The sequence below is a fragment of the Aestuariimicrobium soli genome, from assembly GCF_051192575.1.
Lineage (GTDB): Bacteria > Actinomycetota > Actinomycetes > Propionibacteriales > Propionibacteriaceae > Aestuariimicrobium > Aestuariimicrobium soli.
The window spans coordinates 164,314-185,498 of sequence record NZ_JBPJSQ010000002.1 but is presented as its reverse complement, the minus strand read 5'-3'; the positions used below and the strand labels follow the sequence as shown (position 1 = coordinate 185,498).

Below are 21,185 nucleotides of genomic sequence, written 5' to 3'. Positions count from 1 at the left end.
GGCTAGCGGCCCCAGACCACCTATCGGCCCCAGACCATGCGCGCACCGGAGTCGCCGGTGAGCACCACGGTGACGAGCACGGCGACCGCCCCGACGGCGGTGAGCACGTGGCCGGCGACCGCGACCCACCCGGGTCGCAGTCGCGGCCCGAACCCTTCGCCCGGACGAGTCAGCAGTTCCAGCAGCAGGCCCACCCCGAAGACCACCGCGGAGGCGAGCAGCAGGTTGGCCCGCTGCTCGTGGACGGCGATCCGCTCGGCCATGCCCGGCAGGGTGGCGGCCAGCGAGTCGCCGGTCTGGCGGGCGGCGATCATGCCCACGAAGGCCACCAGCGCGCCCACGGAGACCGGCCACAACAGGTACCGGCGCCAGCGGGGCACGGCCACGAACACCAGTGCGGCCAGAGCCGCGAGCGGGAACAGCACCACCGGCAGGTGGACGAACAACGGATGCAGCGGAAGGTTCACTCAGCCAGTGTGACAGTTCGTCCCCCACGGGCCCGGTGGGCGGAGCCGGAAACGGCTCACGCGACTAGCCTGACGCGAGTGTCCGACGCCAACCCGCACCAGACCAACACGCCCCGGCTGCCCTACCACGCCCTGATCTGGTTGGCGGTGGCCGGCTTCTCGACCGGCATCGACGGCTACGTGCTGGCGGGCCTGCTACCGGCCATCTCGACCGACCTGCGGGTGAGCAATGCCCTCGCCGGGCAGCTGGTCAGCGTGTTCGCCCTGACCTCGGCCTTCGCCGGCCCGCTGCTGGGCACCGTGACCAGTGGGTGGGAGCGCCGCCGCACCATCACCGCTGCCTTGGCCGTGTTCGTGGTCGGCAACGTGGTGGTGGCACTCGCCCCGAACTACGCGTTCGCGCTGGGCGGCCGCGTCATCTCGGCGCTGGGCGGCAGCCTGCTGAGCGCCGCCATCACCAGCTACGTCATCCACCTGGCCCCGCCCGAGCAGCGCGGCCGCGCGCTGTCGTTCGTGCTGGGCGGCTGGATGACCGCCACCGCCCTCGGGGTGCCCGTGGGGCTGCTGATGGGTCAGAGCAACTGGCGCTTCCCGCTCGGACTGGTGGCCGCCGTCGGCTCGATCGCCCTGATCGGGATCGTGGCCCGACTGCCGCACCTGCACCTGCCCGCCACCACCCTTGCCGACCGGCTGGCACCGTTGAAGCAGCGGCGGCTGGTGGTCGCCCTGCTGGTGACCGTGGGCATCCTGTCCTCCAGCTATGCCTGCTTCACCTTCGCCGCGCTGATCCTTCGTCCGTGGGTGGGCGACGGGTGGGCGATCGTGGCCGTGATGTTCGGCTACGGCACGGCCAGCATGCTGGGCAACGCGGTCACGGGTCGGCTGGCCGACCGATTCACCCCGGTGCGAGTTCTGACCGTCGTGCTCGCCGGCCTGATGGTCAACGCCGTCGTCGGCGCCGTCGTGTTCGCCTTCGGGGCGTCGGCAGTGTCCGTCAGGGGCGTGGCCGGGGGTGGGGTGGCCGTGCTGGTCTCGGTGCTGGGCCTGGTCTGGTTCTTCGTCTGCGGCGTCGGCAACGGCGGCGCGGCCGTGCCACAGCAGGCGCGGCTGGCATCGATGGCGCCCGACGCCGCTCCCATCGTGATGGCCCTGAATGCGAGCGCCATCTCGCTCGGCTCGGCGCTGGGGGGCGGCCTGGGGGGTCTCGGCCTGGCCGCGGGGCTGGGTGCCGAGCACCTGCCGGTGGTCGCCGCGGTGATCCTGGGCATCACCCTCGCCGTGCACGGAACTGTCAGCCGACGGCACTACAGTGGGGCTCTCACCACTCGCACCTTTGACGGGAAGGCTGCCATCGATGGCTGACAACTTCGTCCACCTGCACGTCCACACTGAGTACTCGACGTTGGACGGGTTGGCGAAGAACAAGCAGCTGTTCGCCGAGGTCGAACGCCTGGGCATGCCGGCGGTGGCCATGAGTGACCACGGCAACATGTTCGGGGCCTACGAGTTCTTCCAGACCTCCAAGAACCATGCCGTGAAGCCGATCATCGGCATCGAGGCCTACGTCGCCCCGTCGTCCCGGTTCTCGCGGGTGCAGGAGTACTGGGCCGACGGCGGTCGCCGTGACCCCTCCGATCCCGACGCCGAGGGCGGCAAGGACGTCTCGGGTGGTGGTCGCTACACCCACATGACGATGTGGGCCAAGAACGCGTCGGGCCTGCACAACCTGTTCCGGCTGTCGTCGTTGGCCAGCTTCGAGGGCTACTACATGAAGCCCCGCATGGACCGTGAACTGATCGAGCAGCACCACGAGGGCATCATCGCGACCACCGGTTGCCCCTCGGGCGAGGTGCAGACCCGGTTGCGGCTGGGTCAGTACGACAAGGCCCGCCAGGCGGCCGCCGACTACCGCGACATCTTCGGCGCCGAGAACTACTTCATCGAACTGATGGAGCACGGTGTGCCGATCGAGCGCGAGGTGCGCGCCGACCTGATGCGGCTGCACAAGGATCTCGGCATTCCGCTGTTGCTGACCAACGACTCGCACTACGTCACCGAAGACCAGTCGAACTCCCACGACGACCTGCTGTGCGTGGGCGTGGGCCGCAACAAGGACGACGAGAAGCGCTTCCGGTTCAACGGCTCGGGCTACTACATCAAGTCGGCCGAGCAGATGCGTGACCTCTTCCGCGAACTGCCCGAGGCCGCCGACAACACCTTGCTGGTCGCCGAGATGATCGAGCCCTACGACGATGTCTTCGCCCACGTCGACCGCATGCCCCAGTTCGACGTGCCCGAGGGCGAGACGCAGAACTCGTGGCTGCGCAAGAAGGTCGACGAGGGCGTGAAGCTCCGTTTCGGCGACAACCCCTCGCCCGCGGTGCTCGAGCGCATCGAGACCGAGCTGGCCGTGATCGAGCCGCTGGGGTTCTCGGCCTACTTCCTGGTGGTCTCCGACATCTGCCAGGCGGCCCGCGACATGGGGGTCGCCGTGGGCCCCGGACGAGGCTCGGCCACCGGCTCGATGATCGCCTACCTGACCCGCATCACCGAGCTGGACCCGATCGAGCACGCCCTGCTGTTCGAGCGCTTCCTCAACCCCGAGCGCATCAACCCACCCGACGTCGACCTCGACTTCGACGACCGCCAGCGCGACAAGATCATCGACTACGTCACCACCAAGTACGGGGCGGAGTTCACCAGCCAGGTGAACACGTTCTCGACCATCAAGGCCAAGGCCGCCATCAAGGACGCCAACCGCATCCTGGGGCACCCGTTCTCGCTGGGCGAGAAGATCACCAAGGCGATGCCGCCGGCGGTGATGGGCAAGGACGTCCCGCTCAAGGACCTGTTCAACGCCGAGCACCCGCGCTACGCCGAGGGCTCGGAGTTCCGGGCGCTGTACGACACCGACCCCGAGGTTCGTCAGGTCGTCGAGACGGGTCTGGGGCTCGAGGGAGCCATGCGTGGCACGGGCGTGCACGCGTGCGCGTTCATTCTCTCGTCGGCACCGCTGCTCGACCTGATCCCGCTGCACCGCCGCGACAAGGACGGCACCATCATCGCGGGCTTCGCCTACCCCCAACTCGAAGAGATGGGGCTGATGAAGATGGACTTCCTCGGCCTGCGCAACCTCGGCATCATCGACCACGCCATCTCGATCATCAAGGCCAACCGCGGCATCGACATCGCCTGCGAGTCGATCCCGTTGGACGACGCCCCCACCTACGAACTGCTGGCCCGCGGCGACACGCTCGGGGTCTTCCAGCTCGACGGTGGCCCCATGCGCAGCCTGCTGAGGCTGATGGCTCCCACCCGATTCGAGGACATCGCGGCCGTGCTGGCGCTGTACCGACCGGGCCCGATGGCCGCGAACGCGCACATCAACTACGCGGCCCGCAAGAACGGTCGCCAGCCGATCACGCCGATCCACCCCGAGCTGAAGGACGCGCTCGAACCGATCCTGGGCACCACCTATCACCTGATGGTCTACCAGGAGCAGATCATGGCGGTCGCCCGCGACCTGGCGGGCTACACCCTGGGCGGCGCCGACCTGCTGCGCCGGGCGATGGGCAAGAAGAAGCCCGAGATCCTCGCCAAGGAGTTCGACAACTTCTCGGCAGGCATGACCGCCAACGGCTGGTCGAAGCAGGCCACCCAGGCCCTGTGGGACGTCATGCTTCCCTTCTCGGGCTACGCCTTCAACAAGTCACACACCGCCGGCTACGGGCTGGTCTCGTACTGGACCGCCTACCTGAAGGCCAACTTCCCGGCCGAGTTCGGGGCCGCGCTGCTCACCAGCGTCGGCGACGACAAGGACAAGATGGCGGTCTACCTGGCCGACACCCGCGCCATGGGCATCAAGGTGCTGCCGCCCGACGTCACCACCTCCGAGGCCGAGTTCTCGGCGGTCGGCGACGACATCCGCTTCGGGCTGGCGGCCATCCGCAACGTCGGTGAGAACGTGGTGCACGCCATCGTCGAGGCCCGCACCGAGCACGGACTGCCGTCCGACTTCAACGCCTTCCTCGACCAGGTGCCACTCAGCGTCTGCAACAAGCGCACCGTGGAATCGCTGATCAAGGCCGGCGCCTTCGACTCGATGAGCCACCCGCGGCGGGCGCTGATGGAGATCTACGAGGGCGCCATCGACGAGGTCACCGATCTCAAGCGCAACCAGGCCAACGGCCAGGACTCCTTCGACTTCGGCTTCGGGCTCGACTCCGACGACACCCCGACCGCCTACTCCGGGCGGGCCGTGCCCGAGGTGGACGACTGGGACAAGCGCACCAAGCTGGCTTTCGAGCGCGAGATGCTCGGCCTCTACGTCTCCGACCATCCCCTGCAGGGGGTCGAGCACGTGCTGGCGGCCAACCGCGACATCACGATCGCCCGGGCGCTCGACGAGGACGGCCCCCAGGACGGTTCGACCCTGACCATCTGCGGGTTGGTGACCTCGGTGACCCGGCGGCAGAACAAGCGGGGCGAACTGTGGGCGGCGGTGACCATCGAGGACCTCGAGGCGGGCGTCGAGGTGCTGGTGTTCAACAAGGCCTTCCAGCAGTACGCCCTGCTGCTCGCCCCCGACACCGTGCTGCGCGTCAAGGGGCGCATCCGCCGTGGGGAGGACCGCACCTCGCTCTCGGCCATCGAGATCACCGCCCCCGATGTCGACCAGCAGGCCCAGACCGGCCCGCTCACGCTGCAACTGCCCACCGTGCGCTGCACCCCCGAGGTGGTCGGCCGCCTGCGGGAGGTGCTGGGACGCCATCCGGGCATGAGCGAGGTGCGCCTGAGGTTGGTCTCGCGAGACCAGACCACCACCTTCAAGCTCGACGACGGGCTGCGGGTGCAGGCCTCGTCCCCCCTGGTCGCCGATCTGAAGGCGCTGCTGGGGCCGTCGTGCGTGGCCTAGAGTGGCGGCCGTGACCGAGCCAGAGCCGACCCCGCGCAGCCTGCTCACCGAGCAGGCGGAGGCGCCTCGTCCGTTCGTCGATCCGCACCCCTCGGACGTGCCCGCCTGGGCCCGCGGGCTCGGGCTGTACCTGGTGGTCTGCCTGTTGGGGGGGCTGCTGGCCGGGTTCATCTGGAACGTCGTGGTCGTGCGCCCCGAGTACGTGATGGGGGACGATTCTGTGGCCAGCACCACCGAACGAGGCCTCACCCAGTTCTTCGTCGCCGACTCGTGGTTCGTGATCATCGGGCTGGTCGCGGGCGCGCTGATCGGCTGGTTCGCGTGGTTGCGCTACGGCCGCCACGGCTGGCCGGTGGTGCCAATGGCGGTGGTGGGAGCACTGGTGGCCGCGGCGCTCGCCTGGGGCTTCGGCGTCTTCCTCGACTCCGGCGACTTCGAGACCCGGATCGCCGCCGCCAAGGCCGGTGACCACATTCCGATCGAATTGGCCCTGAAGGCGCGCACGGCGCTACTGGTGTGGCCGGTCGCGGCCCTGCTGCCGATTCTGGCGGCCGCCTCCCTGTCGGACGACGAGGCGGGCCCCGGCCTGGTCACCCGCGTGCGCCTGCGGCGGGCCCACCGAAGGATGGCTGCGGCGATGGCCGCGCAGCGCCCCCTACCGCAACGCCCCCAACCCCAGGGCGTCCAGGCCGCGTCAGGCGAGCAGGCGGACGAGGCTGAACAGCACCGGGGCGACCACCAGCCCCGGGGTCAGGTCGGCGACGCGGACCGCGCGAATCTCGAGCAGTCGTAGCCCGAGCCCCAGCAGGATGACGCCGCCGGCGATCGACAGGGCGTCGATCTGGGCTCCGTCCAGCAGTCGTCCCAGCCACCAGCCGAGCGCGGTCAGGGTTCCCTGGATGACCAGCACGCTGGCGGCCGAGAGGTAGACGCCGGCGCCCAGCGCCGAGGCGAACGCGATCGAGGCCACCCCGTCGAGCAGGGCCTTGGTGAGCAGCAACTGCTGTCCCGTGCCCAACCCGTCGGAGAGTGATCCCAGGATGGTCATCGGGCCGACGCAGAACAGCAGGGTCGAACTGAAGAAGGCTTGCACGAAGCGGTGGCGGGCCGCCACCTCGTGCTCATCGTCCGGCAGCTGAATGCCGTCCGCCCCGACCCGCGACTCCGAGCGCACCAGCCTGGCGCGCACCCAGGCCCCCAACTGTTCGATGCGGTCCTCGAGCTTGAGTGCCGACCCGATCACCGCACCGACGGCCAGGCCCAGCAGCACGACGATCACCGCCAGCTGGCCCGGCACGGCGGTCGAGAACCGTTCGCCGACGGCGGGCAGGATCGACACCACGGCGGTCATCAGGGTGAACAGGCCCAACAGGTCGGTCAGCGTCCCCCGGGTGCGGGCGTCGAACCGGTGCCCGAGCAGCAGTCCCACCGTCGTGCCCACCGCGATGGTGGCGATGTTGGCCAGGGTGCCGAACCCGATGAAGGCCTGCAGGGGCAGGGGCATCGCCAGCAGCGGTGTGGAGTCCAGCACGCCGCTCACCGTACTGGGCGGGTGGCCGCTCGTCCTAGACTCACCCCCATGATGAGAACCCTCGATCTGCGAGACCGGCCCTCGACCCAGCCTCTGGGGTCGGCCGATGCGGCGTTGCCGCGCGCGGAGTTCGACGTGGAGCATGCCTTGGCCGCCGTGGCTCCCATCATCGAGGCCGTGCGTGCCGAGGGCGAGGCCGCGATCCGGCGGTACTCGGCCGAGTTCGACGGTGTCGTGCCCGAGAACCTGCGGGTGGGCGCCGACGTGCTGCAGCGCTGCGCTGAGGAGTTGGACGACGACCTGCGGGCCGCCTTCGAGGAGTCCATCGCCCGCCGTCGAGCCGTGTGCGAACTGGGGGAGCGGGAGCGCTCGTCCGAGACCGTCGAGGTGGCCCCGGGTGCCAAGGTCACCCAGCGGATCATTCCCGTCGACCGGGTCGGGCTGTACGTGCCCGGCGGGCTGGCTCCGCTGGCCTCGTCGGTGATCATGAACGTGGTGCCGGCGCAGGTGGCGCAGGTGCGCTCGATCGCGGTGGCGTCGCCGCCGCAGCGTGACTTCGGCGGCCTGCCGCACCCCAACATTCTCGGGTTGTGTCACCTGCTGGGGGTCGACGAGGTCTATGCCGTGGGCGGGGCCCAGGCCATCGCCATGTTCGCGCTCGGGGTCGACGGACTCTGCGCACGCGTCAACCTGGTCACCGGGCCCGGCAACCGTTACGTCACCGCCGCCAAGCGGCTGCTGCGCGGTCAGGTGGGCATCGACGCCGAGGCCGGCCCCACCGAGATCGCCGTCCTGGCCGACGCCACCGCGAACCCGGTGCACGTCGCGGCCGACCTGATCAGCCAGGCCGAGCACGATCCGTCGGCGGCATCGGTGCTGGTCACCGATTCGCCCGAACTCGCCGAGGCCGTCGAGGCCGAGGTCGAGCGGCAGGTGGCCGAGACCCCCGAGCGCGAGCGGGTGACGACGGCCCTGACCGGGCAGCAGTCCGCGATCGTGCTGGTGCGCGATCTCGAGCAGGGCCTGGAGGTGGTCGATGCCTACGCCGCAGAGCACCTGGAGATCCAGACCGAGAACCCCGAACGATGGGCGGCGCGCGTGCGCAACGCCGGGGCGATCTTCGTGGGGGCCCACTCACCGGTGTCTCTGGGCGACTACGCAGCCGGCTCGACCCACGTGCTGCCGACCGCCGGATGCGCCTGTCACTCGTCCGGGCTGGGGGTGCGCAGCTTCATGAAGGCCGTGCAGGTGATCCAGTACAGCGCCGACGCCCTCGAAGAGATCGCCGACAGGGTCGAGACCTTCGCGCGGGCCGAGAACCTGCACGCGCACGCCATGGCCGTCACGGTGCGCCGGCAGCGCTCGTCCGCCCCTGCGGACCAGACCGAGGGGGAGTCGCAGTGAGCGACGACCGGTTCTCGCTGTCGGCGCTGCCCCTTCGTCCCGAACTCGTGGGTGAGGTGCCCTACGGGGCGCCCCAACTTGACGTGCCGGTGCGCCTGAACGTCAACGAGAACCCCTACCCGCCCTCGGACGACGTGGTGCACGAGATGGGGCGCGCCGTGCAGCGCTTGGCTCGTGAGGTCAACCGCTACCCCGACCGCGAGGCGACCGAGCTGCGCACGGCCCTGGCCCACTATCTGGGCTTCGGGCTCAGCCACCGCAACATCTGGGTGGGCAACGGCTCGAACGAGATCATGACCCACCTGTTGGGCGCCTTCGGCGGCCCGGGACGCACCGCGCTGGCGTTCTCGCCGACCTACTCGATGTACCCCGAGTACGCCCGCAACACCCACACCGCCTACGTGACCCGACCGCGCACCGACGACCATCGGGTCAACGCCGCGCTCGTGCTCGACGCGATCGCCGAGACCGGCGCCGACGTGGTCATCATCACCACGCCCAACAACCCCACGGGCACGACCACGCCGGTGCAGGTGATCGACGAGATCTGCTCCCAGACCGATGCGGTGGTGGTGGTCGACGAGGCCTACCAGGAGTTCACGGCGGTGCCCGAGGACTCGTCCATCGCCCTGCTGCCCACCCACCCGCGACTCGTGGTGACCCGCACCATGAGCAAGGCATTCGCCTTCGCGGGCGGGCGGCTCGGGTACCTGGCAGCCAACCCTGCCGTCGTCGACGCCTGCCGCGTCGTGCGCCTGCCCTACCACCTCTCGGCGCAGTCGCAGGCGCTCGCCCTGGTGGCCCTGCAGCACGCCCCCCAGATGCTCGACCAGGTCGACTCGCTGCGGGCCGGACTGCAGCAGGTGCAGGACGACCTGCGCCGGCGCGGCTTCGAGGTCGTGCCGTCGGAGGCCAACTTCTGCCTGTTCGGACGGTTCGCCGACCGCCACGCCGTGTTCACCGCACTGCTCGACAGGGGAGTGCTGGTGCGCGAGACCGGGCCGGCCGGATTCCTGCGAGTCTCGGCGGGAACCCCCACCGAACTGGCAGCCTTCCTGCAGGCATTGGACGAGATCGACACCCGTAGAAGTGACACCCCGAGTCAGGAGGCCACCCGATGAGCCCCGCAGCCCGCACCGCCACCGTTCACCGCGTCACCAGCGAGTCGGACGTGAGCGTCAGCGTCAACCTCGACGGCACCGGGGCCAGCACGATCTCGACGGGGGTCGGCTTCTACGACCACATGCTCACCGCGCTGGCCAAGCACTCGGGCATTGACCTCGAGGTGACCACGACCGGTGACCTGCACATCGACGGCCACCACAGCGTCGAGGACACCGCCATCGCCATCGGTCAGGCTCTGGGCCAGGCTCTGGGCGACAAGGTGGGCATCACCCGCTACGGTGACGCGCTCGTGCCGTTGGACGAGGCGCTGGCCCAGTGCGTCGTCGACGTGGCCGGGCGCCCCTACGTGGTGTGCTCGGGCGAACCGGAGGCGCAGGTGTACGCGCTGATCGGTGGCAACGGGGTGCCCTTCGCCGGTTCGATGACCCGGCACGTGGTGGAGTCGCTGGCCATGAACGCGGGCCTGTGCGTGCACCTGCGCCTGCTGGCCGGGCGCGACCCCCACCACATCGTCGAGGCCCAGTTCAAGGCCCTGGCCCGCGCGCTGCGGCAAGCCGTGGCCCTCGACCCCCGGGTGCAGGGAGTGCCCAGCACCAAGGGTTCTCTGTAGGGTCATGGCCGTGACTGAACTCGTACTCCTCCCCGCCGTCGACGTCCAGGGCGGCCAGGCCGTCCAGCTGGTGCAGGGGGTGGCCGGATCGGAGAAGACCTTCGGCGACCCGCTCGCAGCCGCCCTGCGGTGGGTCGACCAGGGCGCCCAGTGGTTGCACCTGGTCGACCTCGATGCCGCCTTCGGGCGGGGCTCGAACGCCGAGGTGACCGGCCGGATCGCGGCCGAACTCGCCGACCGTGGTGTGCAGGTCGAACTGTCGGGCGGGATTCGCGACGACGCCTCGCTGCAGAGCGCGCTGGCCGCCGGCGCCCGCCGGGTGAACATCGGCACCGCGGCCCTCGAGAACCCCGAGTGGTGCGAGCGCGTGATCGCCGAGCACGGCGACCGGGTCGCCATCGGCCTCGACGTGCGCGGTACCCGGTTGGCGGCCCGCGGCTGGGTCACCGAGGGCGGTGACCTGCACGAGACCATCGAGCGGCTCAACCGCGCCGGGTGTCAGCGCTACGTGGTCACCGACGTCGCCAGCGACGGCATGCTCACCGGCCCCAACCTCGACCTGCTGCGCGATGTCTGCTCGCGCACCGACGCGGCGGTGATCGCCTCGGGCGGCATCGCACGACTGGACGACCTGGCCCGCCTGCGTGAGGTCGTCGACGAGGGCGTCGAGGGCGCCATCATCGGCACCGCCCTGTACGTGGGCAACTTCACCCTCACCGATGCGCTGCGGGTCGCCCGTGGAGAGGACACTCACGCATGAGCACCGACCAGCACCCCACCAAGCAGCACCCCACTGGCGAGCCCCCCACCGGCCAGCCGCGCCGGCAGGGCCCGGCTGCCACCTTCGGCGACTACCACGCGGCCCACGTGCCGCCGTTGCTCACCGGACGACTGCGCGACCTGCTGGGTGGCCAGAAGATCGTGCTGACCGGCGTGACCGGGTTCATCGGCGAGCAGATTCTGTGGAAGATCCTCACCGAGTTGCCCGAGACCAAGGTTTCGGTGCTGGTGCGCCGCAAGGGGTCGGTCACGGCTCGCGACCGGGTCGTGGGCCTGGTCAAGAAGAAGGTCTTCGCCGCGCTCACCGAGCAGGCCGGCGGCCCCCAGGAACTGGTCGACCAGCGCATCGAGGTGATCGAGGGCGATCTGCCGGGCGTGCCGCCGCTGCCCCGTGACATCGACGTGCTCATCCACTGCGCGGGCGACGTCTCGTTCGACCCGCCGATCGACGAGGCCTTCAAGACCAACGTGGTGGGCACCAAGGCCCTGCTGACCGCACTCATCGAGGCGTGCTCCGATGCCGACGGCACGCTGGTGCGCGTGCCCCACTACGTGCACGTGAGCACGGCCTACACGGCCGGTCGGCGACGCGGTGCCATTCCCGAGGAGGCGCACCAGCACGGGGTCGACTACAACGCCGAGACCGAGCACGCCCTCTCGCTCAAGCAGTACATCGAGACCCAGTCGCGCACCGCCGAGCAGCTGACGGCGCTACGTCACGAGGCCGAGCGCCAGCACCAGCAGGCCGGCTACCTGACCACGGCCGCCGACACCGAGCGCCGGCGGGCCGAGTGGGTCAAGGGCAAGCTGGTCGAGGCCGGCACCGAGCGCGCCCGCTCGTTGGGCTGGACCGACGTCTACACCTTCGCCAAGGCGATGGGTGAGCGGGTGGTGGCCGACATGACCGGCCAGCTGAAGGTCTCGATCGTTCGCCCCGCCATCGTCGAGTCGTCGATCCTCGACCCGTACCCGGGGTGGATCGAGGGCTTCAAGATGGCCGATCCGATCATCCTCGCCTACGCCCGCGGTGAACTGCCCGAGTTCCCCGCCTCGCCCGATGCGGTCATCGACATCGTCCCTTGTGACCACGTCGTCAACGCCATTCTGGCCGTCGCCGCCACCGAGCCCGAGGTGGGCCGGCCCGAGTACTACCACTCCAACTCGGGTGCCCGTAACCCGCTGACCTTCCGGGGCGTCCACGAGCTGTGCCGCGAGTACTTCACGGCCACCCCGTTCATCCGCAACGGCGAGCCCGTGCCAGCGGCCACCTGGCACTTTCCGGGGGCCGCTCCCATCGAGAAGTACCTGAGCCTGTCCGAGAAGGCCCACGCCGTCGGCGAGCGCCTGTTGAGCTTCGCGCCCCGCAGCGGACGAACCCGCCAGGCCGCGCTCGCCCTTGACAAGCAGGCGGAACAACTGAAGTTCTTCCGCAAGTACTTCAGCCTCTATGGGGAGTACCTGCAGTCGGAACTGCACTTCGTCGACGACTCGACGCTGGCCCTGCACGAGTCGCTGCACCCCGACGACGTCGAGCACTTCGGCTTCGACACCGGCGAGCTCGACTGGCGTCACTACATGCTCGAGGTGCACATCCCGGCGATCATCACCCCCGTGCAGCGCCTCGAGCTGGCCCGCTCCAAGCGGGGCGACCGGGCCAGCACCTACAAGGCGCTGAAGCCGTCGTCCGCCCCGGTGCTGGCGGTCTTCGACCTTGACGGCACGGTGATGGCCACCAACGTGGTCGAGACCTACCTGTGGGCGACCCTGCCCGACCTGCCCGTGGTCGACCAGCTCAAGGAGGTCGCCCAGGTGGCCTCGCGGCTGCCCGGCTACCTGACCTCGTTGCGCAAGGATCGCGGCAACTTCCTGCGCCAGGTGTACCGCCGTTACGCGGGCATGGAACTGGCCGAGCTCGAGCGCATCGTCGACACCCGCATGAAGCCGTTCATCCTCGACCGGCTGGCCCAGGATGCGCTCACCCGCATTCGCGAGCATCGCGACGCCGGCCACACCACCGTGCTGCTGACGGGTGCGGTTCGTCCGTTCACCCGCCCGATCGCCGACCTGTTCGACGTGGTGGTGGCCGCCGAGCTGTCGACGGACGAGGCCGGAGTGTGCACCGGCTATCTCGACGGGCCGCCGATGGTGGGGGAGACCCGGTCGGCGTGGCTGCGGCAGTACGCCACCCTGCACGGCATCGACCTCGCCAAGAGCTACGCCTATGCCGACTCCCACGTCGACCTGCCGATGCTCACCGCCGTGGGCAACCCGGTCGTGGTCAGCCCCGATGTCGGTCTGCTGCGGGCCGCCAAGCAGAACGGCTGGTCGGTGGTCGACTGGCCGGTGAGCGCGGAGCGGCGTCGGTTCCTGCCGCAGGGGTGACCGGCCGTGGATCCCATGGTCGAGCCCATGCTCGAGTGGACGCCGTTCGAGCCCGCCGAGGTCGACCAGGTGGCCGAACTCGCGGATGCCTGCGCGTGGATCGATGACCCCGTCGACCGGCCCAGTCGTGCCCAACTGGTCGAGGACCTCGCCCACCCGTTGGCCGATCCGAGCCGCAACGGGGTGGTCGGCCGCGACCGCTCCGGCGCGGTGCTGGCGGCCGGCTGGCTGCTGTTCCGCACCGACGACGAGCACCGCCCCCGCGTGTGGCTGCACTGGCTCGTGCACCCCCAGGCCAGGCACCGCCAGATCGGCTACCGGCTGGTCACCTGGTTGACCTCCCGGGCCCACGAGTGGGCCCAGGAGCGGGGGGTGGACGAGTTCTGGATGGGCGCCTACGTCGACACCAAGCTCACCCTGCGGCGCGACAACCTGCTCGAGGCAGGGTTCAGCGCCGAGCGCTGGTTCGCCGACATGCACCTCAGCTTCGACGACGTCGACCCGCACGCGCTGCCCGACGAACTCACCGAGGGGGTGCGCATCGTCCCCTTCGACCCCGAGCAGCATTCCGAGCAGGTTCGGGTGGCCCACAATCGCGCCTTCGCCGGCCTGCCGGGTGCCATGCCCATCGGGCGCAGCGACTGGGACCTGTCGTTGCGGGGGGCCAGCACCCGCCCCCAGTGGTCGTTCGTCGCGCTTGGCGAGGACGACCGGGTGATCGGCTACGCCCTCAGCTCGGCCTACCAGCAGGACTGGGACGTGCAGGGCTGGAGCGAGGGCTGGACCGACCGGGTCGGGGTGGTGCCCGAGCGGCGCGGTCATCGGATCGGCCAGGCGCTGCTGCGTCGGGTGCTGGTCAGCTTCGCCGAGGCCGGGCTTGACGGTGCCGGCTTGGGGGTCGACACGGGCGGCCTCGACGCGGGCGAACAGGCCAGCGCCGCCGTGCGGTTGTTCGCCCGGTTGGGCTACCAGGAGGCCGACTCCGTGGTGCTGTACGGGCGCGTGTGTCGCCCGGTCGACGCGGTTGGCTACGATGACCGTCAGCAAGCACAGGGAGAAGGAGACCGATGAGCGGGCATTCCAAGTGGGCCACCACCAAGCACAAGAAGGCTGTCATCGACGCCAAGCGCGGCAAGCTGTTCGCCAAGCTGATCAAGAACGTCGAGGTCGCGGCACGCATCGGTGGCGGTGACCCCGCTGGCAATCCCACCCTCTACGACGCCATTCAGAAGGCCAAGAAGAGCTCGGTTCCCAACGACAACATCGACCGCGCCGTCAAGCGCGGTTCGGGCGCCGACGGTGCCGGCGCGAACTACGACACCATCATGTACGAGGCCTACGGCCCGGCCGGGGTCGCCATCCTGATCGAGTGCCTGACCGACAACCGCAACCGGGCGATCTCTGACGTGCGCGTGGCGGTGACCCGCAACGGCGGTTCGATGGCCGACGGCGGTTCGGTGCAGCGCATCTTCTCCCGCAAGGGTGTGGTGGCCGTGCTCAAGAAGCAGGCCGATCGCGAACTCGACGAGGACGCGCTGCTCGAGGCCACCCTGGAGGCCGAGCCCGAGGACGTCGTCGACGAGGGCGAGGCCTTCGAGGTGATCAGTGACCCGTCGGTGGTGGTCGAGGTGCGCAAGGCGGTCGAGGCCGCCGGCATCGACTACGAGTCGGCCGAGGTGGAGTTCAAGCCGGAGTTCACCCAGCCGGTGACCCTGGACGAGGCGCAGAAGCTGTTCCGCATCATCGATGCCCTCGAGGACTCCGACGACGTGCAGAACGTCTACTCCAATGTCGACGTGCCCGAGGATGTCGCCGCCGCGCTCGAGGCGGAGTGAGCTAGCCTTTCGAACATGTGTTCGGCTCCCGCAACTCTCACTCGTTCCCAGCGGCGGGTGCTGGGGGTCGACCCCGGTCTGACGCGGTGCGGTGTGGGCGTCGTCGAGGGCACCGTCGGACGACCCCCGACGCTGGTCGCGGTGGGGGTCGTGCGCACCCCGGCCGACCTCGACCCAGCCCTGCGACTGCTGAGCATCGAGGCGGGCCTCGAGGAGTGGGTGAGGACCCATCGTCCCGACGCGGTGGCGGTCGAGCGGGTGTTCGCCCAGCACAACCTCAGGTCGGTCACCGGCACAGCGCAGGCCGCCGGCATCGCGATGCTGGTGGCGGCGCGCCACGGCATCCCGGTGGTGTTGCACACCCCCAGCGAGGTGAAGGCCGCCATCACCGGCTCCGGCCGGGCCGACAAGGCCCAGGTCGGTGCCATGGTGGCGCGGGTGTTGCGGTTGGACCAGCCACCCCGCCCGGCCGACGCCGCCGATGCGGTGGCCCTGGCCATCACCCACCTGTGGCGGGGGACCGCCACCAACAAGTACGCGGCCTTGGTGGCCAAGCACGCGGCCGAGCACGCGGCCGGCGGAAGGAGAGACCCATGATCAACCAAGTGCGGGGCACCTGTCTCGAGGCAGGTCCCACCTGGGTGGTCGTCGATCTCGGCGGGTTCGGGGTCAAGGCGCTGTGCACGCCGGCCACGTCGGCCGCTGCCCGACCGGGTCAACACCTCCACCTGCACACCAGCCTGGTCGTACGGGAGGATTCGCTGACCCTCTACGGCTTCGGTGAGGCGGGGGAGCGTGACGCCTTCGAGTTGGTGCAGACCGCCTCGGGTGTCGGGCCGAAGCTGGCCCTGGCGATCGTCTCGGTGGTGGCGCCCCCCGACTTCGTCCGGGCCGTGCAGCAGGGCGACGTCGCCCGCCTCACGGCCGTGCCGGGGGTCGGGCCCAAGGGTGCGCAGAAGATGATCATCGAACTCAAGGACAAGGTGGCCCAGCTCGGGGTCACCGCCGGCGCCCCCGAGGTGGCCGCGCCGTCGTCGGACGAGGCCTGGCGCGAGCAGGTGGCCGGCGGTCTGCAGGGTCTCGGCTGGAGCCTGAAGGACGCCGAGGCCGCCTGCGAGAAGGTGGCGCCGCTGGTCGAGCAGGATCCGGCCATCGGCGTGGGTGAGCTGATGCGCGCCGCGCTGCGGAGTTTGGCCCGATGAGTTCCGATCCCCGCCCTGTTGATGCCCGCCCTGTTGATGCGCGCGTCGATCCGGGGGAGCTGGCCTCGGAGGCGGCCCTTCGTCCGACCTCACTGGCCGAGTTCGGCGGCCAACCCCGCGTCAGCGACCAACTGGGTCTGGTGTTGGCTGCGGCCCGGCACCGCGGCAGCGTGCCCGACCACGTGCTGCTGTCGGGCCCGCCCGGGTTGGGCAAGACGACGCTGGCGATGATCATCGCCGCCGAGATGGGGGCACCGATCCGCATCAGCTCGGGCCCGGCCATTCAGCACGCCGGCGATCTCGCGGCCATCCTGTCGGGGTTGGTCGAGGGCGAGGTGCTCTTCCTCGACGAGATCCACCGGCTGGCCCGCCCGGCCGAGGAGATGCTCTATCTGGCCATGGAGGACTTCCGGGTCGACGTCGTCGTCGGCAAGGGCCCGGGGGCCACGGCCATCCCGATCGAGATCCCACCCTTCACGCTGGTCGGCGCGACCACCCGGGCCGGCATGCTGCCCGGGCCGCTGCGTGACCGCTTCGGTTTCACCGCGAACCTCGACTTCTACGCCGCCGATGCGTTGGCGATGATCGTCGCCCGGTCGGCGGGCATGCTCGGGTTGGTGCTGGACGATGCCTCCGCCGCCGAGATCGCCGGCCGGTCGCGGGGCACGCCCCGGATCGCGAACCGGCTGCTGCGCAGGGTGAGGGACTACGCCCAGGTGCGCCACGAGGGGCGGATCACCCAGCAGACGGTCGACGCCGCGCTGCGGCTCTACGAGGTCGACGAGATCGGCCTCGACCGCCTCGACCGGGCGGTGCTCGAGGCGATCTGCCAGAAGTTCAACGGGGGGCCCGTGGGCCTGTCGACGCTGGCCATCAGCGTCGGTGAGGAGACGGAGACGGTCGAGGACGTGGCCGAGCCCTATCTGGTGCGGCAGGGCTTCCTGATGCGCACCCCACGGGGCCGGGTGGCGACCCCGGCGGCGTGGCAGCACTTGGGCCTCGCCGCCCCCGCGTCGGGGGCGACACGGCAGGGCGAACCCGACCTGTTCGAAGCCTGACGGGACTGCCGGTAGGCTTGCCGGGTCATCGATCCCGGACGAAAGAACCATCGTGCAACCGCTGCTCGTCAGCCAGGGCCTCTCCACCATCATCATGCTGGTCGGGCTGGTGGCCGTCTTCTACCTGTTGTTGATCCGCCCCATGCGCAAGCAGGCCGCCGAGCATGCGAAGAAGCAGCAGGCCCTGCGCGACTCGCTCGCCGCCGGTGTGCGCGTGCAGCTGGCCGGTGGACTGTTCGGCTCCGTCAAGCATGTCGGGGAGAAGCAGGCGATCGTCGAACTCGCCCCGGGCGTCGAGGTGACCGTCATGAAGGACGCCATCCTCAAGACCGTCGAGGCCAGCGAGGAGGAGTTCGAGTACGAGGACGACGCCTCCGCCGAGGACGCCACCACTGAGGACCCCACCACTGAGGACCCCACCACTGAGGACCTCGAGCCCACCGACCTCGAGCGCATTGACGCCGACCCCACCGACGCCGATCCCGACCTCGATTCGCTCGACCCCCCGGCCCAGCCTGGGGAGCAGCGGGTCTGATTCGATGGCGACCACCAGTCAGCACCGTCCGCACCCGGCGCGGACCCTGATCGTCTTCCTGATCGTCTGCTGCGGCCTCGTCGGTCTGATGGCGCTCGCCAAGCAGTGGACGCCCCGGCTGGGTCTCGACCTACGCGGCGGCACCACCATCACGCTGACGGCGCGCAACTCGACCGGTTCGGGATCGGTCTCGGCCGACAGCCTCGAGCAGGCGCGCACGATCATTCAGCAGCGCGTCGACTCGTTGGGCGTGGGGGAGTCCGAGGTCACCACCGAGGGCGGCACCAACATCGTGGTGAGCGTGCCCAACGCCAACCGCGACGAACTGGTGAGTCTGGTCGGTCAGACCGCTCAGCTGGGCTTCCGCATCGTCCACGACGTCGCCCAGTCCACTCCCGCCGATCCGACCACGGCGTCGCCGTCGGCCAACCCGTCCGGCTCGGCCAGCCCCTCGGGGTCGGCCAGCCCCTCGGGGTCGGCCAGTGCCGAGACGACGCCCGGCCTGCCGACGGCGGAGGCGACCCCGACCCCGACACCGCCGGGTCTCCCCACCGCACCCGCGCCGGAGCCGACCCCTCGTCCGACCGCCCCGGCGAAGACGACCACCAGCCTCGACCAGAGGCTCGTGTGGCAGCCGAGCGCCCAGGACACGACGGACTTCGCCGCCTGGAACTGCGGTGACCCGTTCCCCGACGTCGCCGACCAGCCGCTGTTCGCCTGCGACCCCTATGGCCAGAAGTACCTGCTCGGGCCGGTCGTGATCCCGGGCACCCAGGTCAAGGACGCCGCCTCCGGCATTCCGCAGCAGGGCGTCGGCTACGTGGTCACGCTGAGCTTCGACGGCACCGGCACCACCGCCTTCACCAAGACCACCACCTACCTGGCCCAGCAGGCCTCGCCGAAGAACCAGTTCGCGATCGTGCTCGACCAGCGGGTGATCTCGGCCCCCAGCGTCGCGCAGGCCATTCCCGGTGGACAGGCCGAGATCTCGGGTCAGTTCACGGCCGACTCCTCGGCGGAGCTGGCGCGCGTGCTCAAGTACGGTGCGCTGCCGCTGACCTTCGACATCTCCTCGGTCGAGAACGTCTCGGCGACCCTCGGCGGTGAGCAGTTGCGCGCCGGCATCATCGCCGGTGCCATCGGTCTTGCCCTGGTCGTGCTGTACTCGCTGGTCTACTACCGGGCCCTGAGCATCGTCGTGGTGTCGACCCTGGCCGTCGCCGCCGGGCTCACCTACACCTGCATGGTGCTGCTCGGTGAGGCCCTCGGACTGGCGCTGAACCTGCCCGGCATCGCCGGTGCGATCGTCGCGATCGGCGTCACGGCAGACTCGTTCATCATCTACTTCGAACGCATTCGCGACGAGGTCAGAGACGGACGAACCCTGCGGTCGGCGATCGAGTCGGGTTGGGTGAAGGCCCGCGGCACCGTCGTGATCGCCGACATCGTGTCGCTCTTGAGCGCCATCGTGCTGTTCGTGCTGGCCATCGGGTCGGTGAAGGGTTTCGCGTTCACCCTCGGACTGACGACGGTGATCGACCTGGCCATCGTGTTCTTCTTCACGAAGCCGCTGATGACCCTGCTCGGCCGCACCAAGTACTTCGGCGAGGGTGGCCGGTTCTCGGGGCTGGATCCCAACCACATGGGTGTGACCCGCGAGTCGCTGCTCGGACGCCGCACCCGTCGCACGCGCAAGGAGGCCTGAGATGGCCAGGACTGATCGCACCCCGGCGGCGGTCGACGAGACCGACGAGGTCTACGACGGCCCCATCGCCCAGGAGAAGCGTTCCTTCGCCCACAAGCTGTACACGGGCGAGATCAGCTACGACTTCATCGGCAAGCGTCGGCTGTTCTACCTGATCTCGGCCGCGCTGATCATCATCTCGTTGGTGGGCCTGGGTCTCCGCGGGCTCAACCTCGGCATCGAGTTCACCGGCGGCTCCAGCTTCCAGGTGAAGACCACCCAGGCCGTGACCAAGGTCGACCGGGCCCGCGAGGTCGTGCAGGCGTCGGGCGTGCCCGACCTGGAGTCGGTCACCGTCGTCGCCGTCGGCGACTCGCAGGTGAGGGTGCAGATGCGCAGCCTCGAGACCTCCGAGGTCGCCCAGGTGCGGGCGAGCCTGGCGAAGGAGTTCAAGGTTCCCGAGACCGACATCGCCTACTCCCTGATCGGCAAGTCGTGGGGCCAGCAGATCACGCAGAAGGGCATCATCGCCCTGGTCGTGTTCATCGGTCTGGTCATGCTGCTGATCTGGGGCTACTTCCGCGACTGGAAGATGTCGGTCGCCGCGATCGTTGCCTTGGCCCACGACCTGGTGCTGACCGTGGGCGCTTACGCGCTGTTGGGCTTCGCGGTCACCCCGGCCACCCTGATCGGTGTGCTCACGATTCTGGGCTACTCGCTGTACGACACGGTGGTGGTCTTCGACAAGGTGCGCGAGAACGTCAAGGGCATCACCAAGACGAACCGCAGCTACTCCCAGGCCGCGAACCTGGCCGTGAACCAGGTGCTGGTGCGCTCGATCAACACCACCATCATCGGTGTGCTGCCGGTGGCGGCGCTGCTGGTCGGCGGCATCTTCTTCCTCGGCACCGGCCCGCTGCTCGACCTCGGTCTGGCCCTGTTCGTGGGCATGGTCGCGGGCGCCTACTCGTCCATCTTCATCGCGGCCCCGCTGCTGGCCCAGATGCGAGAGGCTGAGCCCCAGATGGCCGAACATCGGGCCCATCTGGCCCGTCGCTCGGGCCACAAGAGCGCGACCACCCGAACCGCGACCTCCCGGAACCGCTGAGAGGACAGCCATGGCTGACATCGATCTGATCTCGTCACTGGTGCGTGACGTGCCCGACTTCCCGAAGCCGGGGGTGATGTTCAAGGACATCACGCCGCTGATCGCCTCGCCTCGGGGGTTCGCCGAGGCCATCGCGGCCCTGGTCGAGTCGTCCCCGCGCGACATCGACGTGGTGGTCGGCATGGAGGCGCGCGGGTTCATCTTCGCGGCCCCCGTGGCCCTGGCGTTGGGGGTCGGCTTCGTGCCGGTGCGCAAGCCCGGCAAGCTACCCGGCAAGACGTTCACCGAGACGTTTGCCCTCGAGTACGGTCACGACACGCTGGCGGTGCACCAGGACGCCATCCCGCAGGGGGGCCGCGCGCTGGTGATCGACGACGTGCTCGCCACCGGCGGCACCATCTCGGCCACCTCTGGCCTGCTCAAGCAGTTGGGCGCCGAACTGGTGCACGTCAGCGTGCTCATGGAGTTGGGATTCCTGAACGGTCGCGCCAAGCTGCAGGCCGAGGGCATCGACTCCTGTTCGGCCGTGCTGCAGGCCTGAGCCGTGGC

General features: G+C 69.8%; 18 protein-coding genes and 1 pseudogene. 17 read left to right on the top strand and 2 right to left on the bottom strand.

Annotated elements, in window-relative coordinates; all coding sequences use genetic code 11:
* Positions 1 to 20 precede the first annotated feature (20 nt).
* Positions 21 to 467 carry a DUF2231 domain-containing protein gene (locus ACSDQ9_RS02170; RefSeq protein ID WP_435143067.1) on the bottom strand — a complete coding sequence of 149 codons (447 nt, stop codon included), beginning with the start codon at positions 465 to 467 and terminating at the stop codon, positions 21 to 23.
* A 78-nt stretch (positions 468 to 545) separates the two neighbouring features.
* Here ACSDQ9_RS02170 and ACSDQ9_RS02165 point away from each other — a divergent pair, with 78 nt between their 5' ends.
* From ACSDQ9_RS02165 to ACSDQ9_RS02155, 3 genes are read left to right on the top strand one after another with little or no spacing between them, the layout of a single operon-like run.
* Positions 546 to 1,829, top strand: a complete 1,284-nt coding sequence (locus tag ACSDQ9_RS02165) for an MFS transporter (RefSeq protein ID WP_435143065.1) — start codon at positions 546 to 548, stop codon at positions 1,827 to 1,829.
* Positions 1,822 to 5,382 carry a DNA polymerase III subunit alpha gene (gene dnaE / locus ACSDQ9_RS02160; protein ID WP_435143063.1) on the top strand — a complete coding sequence of 1,187 codons (3,561 nt, stop codon included), beginning with the start codon at positions 1,822 to 1,824 and terminating at the stop codon, positions 5,380 to 5,382. The genes ACSDQ9_RS02165 and dnaE overlap by 8 nt, the downstream gene beginning before the upstream one ends.
* Before the next feature lie 10 nt (positions 5,383 to 5,392).
* A complete protein-coding gene (locus tag ACSDQ9_RS02155; RefSeq protein WP_435143061.1) occupies positions 5,393 to 6,175 on the top strand; it encodes a hypothetical protein in 783 nt (260 codons plus the stop codon).
* Here the strand turns inward: ACSDQ9_RS02155 and ACSDQ9_RS02150 are convergent.
* Positions 6,077 to 6,913 carry a DUF554 domain-containing protein gene (locus tag ACSDQ9_RS02150; RefSeq protein WP_435143059.1) on the bottom strand — a complete coding sequence of 279 codons (837 nt, stop codon included), beginning with the start codon at positions 6,911 to 6,913 and terminating at the stop codon, positions 6,077 to 6,079. The genes ACSDQ9_RS02155 and ACSDQ9_RS02150 overlap by 99 nt on opposite strands.
* Before the next feature lie 48 nt (positions 6,914 to 6,961).
* On the opposite strand from ACSDQ9_RS02150, the gene hisD reads away from it, so the two are divergent.
* The 14 genes and pseudogenes from hisD to ACSDQ9_RS02080 all read left to right on the top strand — a co-directional run bounded on the left by hisD (position 6,962) and on the right by ACSDQ9_RS02080 (position 21,177).
* On the top strand, positions 6,962 to 8,317 hold the full coding sequence (gene hisD / locus ACSDQ9_RS02145; protein ID WP_435143057.1) for a histidinol dehydrogenase: 1,356 nt from the start codon (positions 6,962 to 6,964) through the stop codon (positions 8,315 to 8,317).
* Positions 8,314 to 9,438: a histidinol-phosphate transaminase gene (locus tag ACSDQ9_RS02140; protein ID WP_435143055.1), complete on the top strand. Its 1,125-nt coding sequence runs from the start codon at positions 8,314 to 8,316 to the stop codon at positions 9,436 to 9,438. The genes hisD and ACSDQ9_RS02140 overlap by 4 nt, the downstream gene beginning before the upstream one ends.
* Positions 9,435 to 10,052, top strand: a complete 618-nt coding sequence (gene hisB / locus ACSDQ9_RS02135) for an imidazoleglycerol-phosphate dehydratase HisB (RefSeq protein WP_435143053.1) — start codon at positions 9,435 to 9,437, stop codon at positions 10,050 to 10,052. The genes ACSDQ9_RS02140 and hisB overlap by 4 nt, the downstream gene beginning before the upstream one ends.
* 10 nt (positions 10,053 to 10,062) lie before the next feature.
* Positions 10,063 to 10,812: a bifunctional 1-(5-phosphoribosyl)-5-((5-phosphoribosylamino)methylideneamino)imidazole-4-carboxamide isomerase/phosphoribosylanthranilate isomerase PriA gene (gene priA, locus ACSDQ9_RS02130; RefSeq protein WP_435143051.1), complete on the top strand. Its 750-nt coding sequence runs from the start codon at positions 10,063 to 10,065 to the stop codon at positions 10,810 to 10,812.
* Positions 10,809 to 13,214, top strand: a complete 2,406-nt coding sequence (locus tag ACSDQ9_RS02125; protein ID WP_435143049.1) for an HAD-IB family hydrolase — start codon at positions 10,809 to 10,811, stop codon at positions 13,212 to 13,214. The genes priA and ACSDQ9_RS02125 overlap by 4 nt, the downstream gene beginning before the upstream one ends.
* A 15-nt stretch (positions 13,215 to 13,229) precedes the next feature.
* Positions 13,230 to 14,285, top strand: coding sequence for a GNAT family N-acetyltransferase (locus ACSDQ9_RS02120; protein ID WP_435143725.1), 1,056 nt, complete (start codon positions 13,230 to 13,232; stop codon positions 14,283 to 14,285).
* Entirely contained in the window at positions 14,282 to 15,049 is a 768-nt protein-coding gene (locus ACSDQ9_RS02115) for a YebC/PmpR family DNA-binding transcriptional regulator (RefSeq protein WP_435143047.1), read from the top strand. Before ACSDQ9_RS02120 ends, ACSDQ9_RS02115 begins: the two co-directional genes overlap by 4 nt.
* A 60-nt stretch (positions 15,050 to 15,109) precedes the next feature.
* A complete protein-coding gene (gene ruvC / locus ACSDQ9_RS02110) occupies positions 15,110 to 15,646 on the top strand; it encodes a crossover junction endodeoxyribonuclease RuvC (protein ID WP_435143722.1) in 537 nt (178 codons plus the stop codon).
* Positions 15,643 to 16,251, top strand: coding sequence for a Holliday junction branch migration protein RuvA (gene ruvA, locus ACSDQ9_RS02105; protein WP_435143045.1), 609 nt, complete (start codon positions 15,643 to 15,645; stop codon positions 16,249 to 16,251). The genes ruvC and ruvA overlap by 4 nt, the downstream gene beginning before the upstream one ends.
* A complete protein-coding gene (gene ruvB / locus ACSDQ9_RS02100) occupies positions 16,248 to 17,309 on the top strand; it encodes a Holliday junction branch migration DNA helicase RuvB (RefSeq protein ID WP_435143043.1) in 1,062 nt (353 codons plus the stop codon). Before ruvA ends, ruvB begins: the two co-directional genes overlap by 4 nt.
* Positions 17,310 to 17,361: 52 nt before the next feature.
* Positions 17,362 to 17,844, top strand: a complete 483-nt coding sequence (gene yajC, locus ACSDQ9_RS02095) for a preprotein translocase subunit YajC (RefSeq protein WP_435143041.1) — start codon at positions 17,362 to 17,364, stop codon at positions 17,842 to 17,844.
* A 4-nt stretch (positions 17,845 to 17,848) separates the two neighbouring features.
* The gene (gene secD, locus ACSDQ9_RS02090) at positions 17,849 to 19,549 is read left to right on the top strand and encodes a protein translocase subunit SecD (protein ID WP_435143039.1); all 1,701 of its coding nucleotides are present in this window, start codon (positions 17,849 to 17,851) and stop codon (positions 19,547 to 19,549) included.
* 1 nt (position 19,550) lies between these two features.
* Positions 19,551 to 20,585, top strand: a pseudogene (secF, locus tag ACSDQ9_RS02085) (protein translocase subunit SecF); the annotation flags it as partial.
* A 61-nt stretch (positions 20,586 to 20,646) separates the two neighbouring features.
* Positions 20,647 to 21,177 carry an adenine phosphoribosyltransferase gene (locus ACSDQ9_RS02080; RefSeq protein WP_435143037.1) on the top strand — a complete coding sequence of 177 codons (531 nt, stop codon included), beginning with the start codon at positions 20,647 to 20,649 and terminating at the stop codon, positions 21,175 to 21,177.
* Positions 21,178 to 21,185: the final 8 nt, after the last annotated feature.

Coding starts and splice junctions, on each gene's coding strand:
- dnaE (WP_435143063.1), top strand. CDS start 1,822: ATGGCTGACAACTTCGTCCACCTGCACGTCCACACTGAGTACTCGACG.
- hisD (WP_435143057.1), top strand. CDS start 6,962: ATGATGAGAACCCTCGATCTGCGAGACCGGCCCTCGACCCAGCCTCTG.
- hisB (WP_435143053.1), top strand. CDS start 9,435: ATGAGCCCCGCAGCCCGCACCGCCACCGTTCACCGCGTCACCAGCGAG.
- ACSDQ9_RS02125 (WP_435143049.1), top strand. CDS start 10,809: ATGAGCACCGACCAGCACCCCACCAAGCAGCACCCCACTGGCGAGCCC.
- ACSDQ9_RS02120 (WP_435143725.1), top strand. CDS start 13,230: ATGGTCGAGCCCATGCTCGAGTGGACGCCGTTCGAGCCCGCCGAGGTC.
- ACSDQ9_RS02115 (WP_435143047.1), top strand. CDS start 14,282: ATGAGCGGGCATTCCAAGTGGGCCACCACCAAGCACAAGAAGGCTGTC.
- ruvA (WP_435143045.1), top strand. CDS start 15,643: ATGATCAACCAAGTGCGGGGCACCTGTCTCGAGGCAGGTCCCACCTGG.
- ruvB (WP_435143043.1), top strand. CDS start 16,248: ATGAGTTCCGATCCCCGCCCTGTTGATGCCCGCCCTGTTGATGCGCGC.
- secD (WP_435143039.1), top strand. CDS start 17,849: ATGGCGACCACCAGTCAGCACCGTCCGCACCCGGCGCGGACCCTGATC.
- ACSDQ9_RS02080 (WP_435143037.1), top strand. CDS start 20,647: ATGGCTGACATCGATCTGATCTCGTCACTGGTGCGTGACGTGCCCGAC.